General features: G+C 33.7%; 4 protein-coding genes and 1 pseudogene. All 5 read right to left on the bottom strand.

Annotated features, from left to right (window positions below):
• Window positions 1-305: pseudogene (locus C0512_RS14815) on the bottom strand (hypothetical protein); the annotation flags it as partial.
• Window positions 305-802: a heavy metal-associated domain-containing protein gene (locus C0512_RS14820; protein WP_290862945.1), complete on the bottom strand. Its 498-nt coding sequence runs from the start codon at window positions 800-802 to the stop codon at window positions 305-307. The pseudogene C0512_RS14815 and the gene C0512_RS14820, both read right to left, overlap by 1 nt.
• An 86-nt stretch (window positions 803-888) precedes the next feature.
• Complete coding sequence (locus C0512_RS14825; protein ID WP_290862948.1) at window positions 889-1,311, bottom strand: TlpA disulfide reductase family protein; 423 nt, start codon at window positions 1,309-1,311, stop codon at window positions 889-891.
• 125 nt (window positions 1,312-1,436) lie between these two features.
• Window positions 1,437-2,492, bottom strand: coding sequence for a YncE family protein (locus tag C0512_RS14830; protein ID WP_290862950.1), 1,056 nt, complete (start codon window positions 2,490-2,492; stop codon window positions 1,437-1,439).
• Window positions 2,493-2,508: 16 nt separating this feature from the next.
• Window positions 2,509-3,381 (bottom strand): DUF3347 domain-containing protein, encoded by an 873-nt coding sequence (locus C0512_RS14835; protein ID WP_290862952.1) that lies wholly within the window; start codon window positions 3,379-3,381, stop codon window positions 2,509-2,511.
• Window positions 3,382-3,438 lie beyond the last annotated feature (57 nt).

A 3,438-nucleotide genomic window follows, 5' to 3' on the forward strand; every position in this document is an offset into this window, starting at 1 on the left:
TCATCGGAGGAATAAAAACGATACTTTGTATAAAAACTGCCTCCCTCAGTAACGAGGTTATTACTACGGTTACTTATAAAGGCAGAAGCCCGGAACATGATGTTCTTGTTAAGTCCATAAGTTACTTCGGGCATGAAATGGTAATTATAGCCTGATTTCATTTCCTCTTTGAAAAGTGACTGCATTACATTAACTGCCAACGAATTTGCCGGAACATTACTGGCCGGATCAGTTACCACGAATAACTCCTGACTAGTAATGTTTTGGCTGCTTATTGCAATTAAAAATAAAATAATCTTTCTCATTAATTCAGAATTTTAATGTGGAAATCATCTTCATTGTTTGAAGCATACGTTTCAACATTCTTGTATGATTTGGATAATTTTTTGAATTCCTTTTCAGTCACATAGCCTTTGTCTACTACCTGAAATTGTATTTCGGTGCCGTTGGCTGTGTTATTATTAACCAAAATATAAGTACTTTGGGTTATGGTTTCAGGTTTTGCTGTTAATACCAATGTCCCGATAAAAAAACCTGCTTTTTCCACTTTCTCCTTAAATACTTTTGGGCTTAATGTATTGCCTTCAGTCAGCGTTACCGTAAACGTATTGGTGTTTAAATCGGTTTCTACATTAACTACTTCGGGCAATGTTTTTAGCTGTTTGTTTATGGCATTGGAGCACATAGAACAAGTTAAACCAGTAGCCCTGATTTCGGCTTTCACAATTTGGGCGTTACTCTTTATTGAGAACATCAAAACGATTGATGCTACAATTACACGCACTTTATTTATTTTATTCATCTGTATTTAATATTTGTTTTTTAATTGAAGATGGAACGCCTACTAAATCTCCTTTATATCTAAATAATGTTAATGGGCGTTTCATTTTACTCTTTTATTAATTTCATTATTTCTTCTTCTGTTGGATTCTTCGCTATTAGGACACCTTCGGGATTAAATAGGTATTTTGACGGTAATTCATCTACTCCGAAAACTAAGGCTGCATTAGCATCAAATCCCTTTGGGTCTATCAATTGAGTGAATTTGATTTTATCTTTTTCAATTGCTTTTAGCCATTTATTGACATCTATGTCGATTGATATTCCAATTATTTCTATTTTATCAGGGCTAACCTCATTATGAAGCTTTACTAATTTTTTATTACCCAATCGGCAAGGCGCACACCAAGATGCCCAAAAATCGACAAGCACGTATTTTCCTTTAAAAGATGAGGTGTTTACATCGCTGTTGCTATTACTTTTTAGTGTAATTGATGGTATTGTATCACCTACTTTAATCTGTGCATTCATCGAAAGCGCGACCAATATTAATAGTGCTGTAAAGTATTTTACTTGATTTTTGAATAACATATTAGTACAATTATTTTTTATAAAACTAAGTCCTATGCCAACATAAGACTTAGTCTATTAAAGTGTTACATTTTTATAACAATCCCATTTGGCTTTCTTCCAACATTGATTGTTTTTGTTACTGAATGATTAGTGGTATTTACAACAGAAACTGTATTAGCAGTTTGATTGGTTACATAAGCAGTATTACCATCTGTTGTGAATGCAATTGCATGTGCACCGGCACCAGTATTAAATGAGCTTCCGTGCATCCACATATTCATTCCTGTATCCCAAGTCCAATAATGCACTTTTCCAGCCATTGGATCGGAAACCCATAATTCATTTTTAGGACCATTATATGATGCTATTCCCGGCATGAAGCCCAAAGTAATTGTTTCATCAACAGAGTTTGTAGCTACATCAATTACAGAAATAGTTTGTCCGTCTTCATTGTCAACATACATTTTACCATTGCTTCCTGTCCAGGCACCAACAGGATTATCTCCAACGGCAATAGTTGTAATTATCGCTTTTGTTGCCGTGTTTATAACTGTTATGCTATCATCATCACCATTTGCCACATAGGCTTTTGTACCATCGGAAGAAAATGTTAGTTCAGCTGCCATCATTCCGACATCGATTGTATTCAATAAAGCATTGGTAGTAGCATCATATACTAAGACTTTACTATTCATTTCATCCATTTGAGGTACCCAAATTTCATTTCCGTTAGGTGAATAAATAGAATTATGGTTCATTAATGGCAGGTTGATGTTTTTTACAATCGAACCATTCATAGCATCAATTACTAACAATTTTCCTGTCATCCCTGATGTCATTAAACCAGAATGACCTGCACTCAAATCCATTCCCGGAACACCAATCGCTAGATGATCTTGGTGTGATGAAATGTGATGTGGCCACATAATCATATCTGAACCACTTCCCATTAATTCTATAGTTCCGGTTACTTCATTAGTACTTAACTTTACTACTGAAACGGAACCATCTTCTCCGTTTACAATGTATGCCGCTGGATAATCGACATTTAATGTCATATCCATATTGTCATCGTTGTTACTACAAGAGGTTAAAAATATTGCTCCAATGAATGAAGCTATCATTGATAAATTTTTCATTTCTATTTTTTTTAGGTTATTTAATAGTTTCTACTGTTTTTCCACAGTTTAACATCATTGTCCCATAGTATGGGTTTTTTACAGTGTTTTCTTTGCTCAACCAATTGGCTCCTTTGCCATCATTATACATTGGACAGAATTGAAAGTAAACAGGTACTTCGTATTTTGCTGCTTTAATCAAAGTATAGATATCTTTTGACAATGTTGTAAAGTGATCACGTTGGTGTTTTACATCTTTTGTATCAGCGATGTGTTCTGCATCTTCTTTTATTGGATTTAAAACCTTCATCCAAACCATGTGCACCTCCATATCAAGCTTGTCCATTTTGACATTATTTACAGCTGTTAAAAGTTCTTTTGAAGTTGCAGCTACTTTGGTTCCATCAGAAGTTATCAAAGCATCTTTCAATAAAAAATAATTATCAAATACAGCTTTTAATTGATTTTCATTTTGAATTACATTAGTAGTTGTTTCAGAATGGTTTCCATGATTGGAATGGTCATCGGTATTAGCAGTAGTTATGTTTTCTTTTTTTACAGGAACTTTTGCTACTCTATCGTATTGACAACATCCGTGAAGGCTATTGTAAACCTCATCAGGAGCTAGAAATTTATCGCTATCATAACCTGCTAACGCAATTCTTTTAAGTATTTCATCCTGATTTGTTAGACTAGCATCATAAGTTAATGTTGCCATTTGGGTTTCCTGGTTCCAATCGACTTTAGCAATTTTTTTAATACTTCCTGCTTTTTCGATTTTAGTTTCACACATTCCACAGTTACCATAGACTTTAACTGTTTCTATTTTTTCATTTTTTATTTGTGCGTTGATAGAAGTTGATAGCAACATTAGAGCTGCTACCATTATTTTTATAAATGAGCTTTTCATTTTTAAATAATGTTAGTAATCAAAGTGTTTTACCTTGATTGATTGATAAAATAAATT

Source organism: Flavobacterium sp. (assembly GCF_013822155.1).
Taxonomy (GTDB): domain Bacteria; phylum Bacteroidota; class Bacteroidia; order Flavobacteriales; family Flavobacteriaceae; genus Flavobacterium.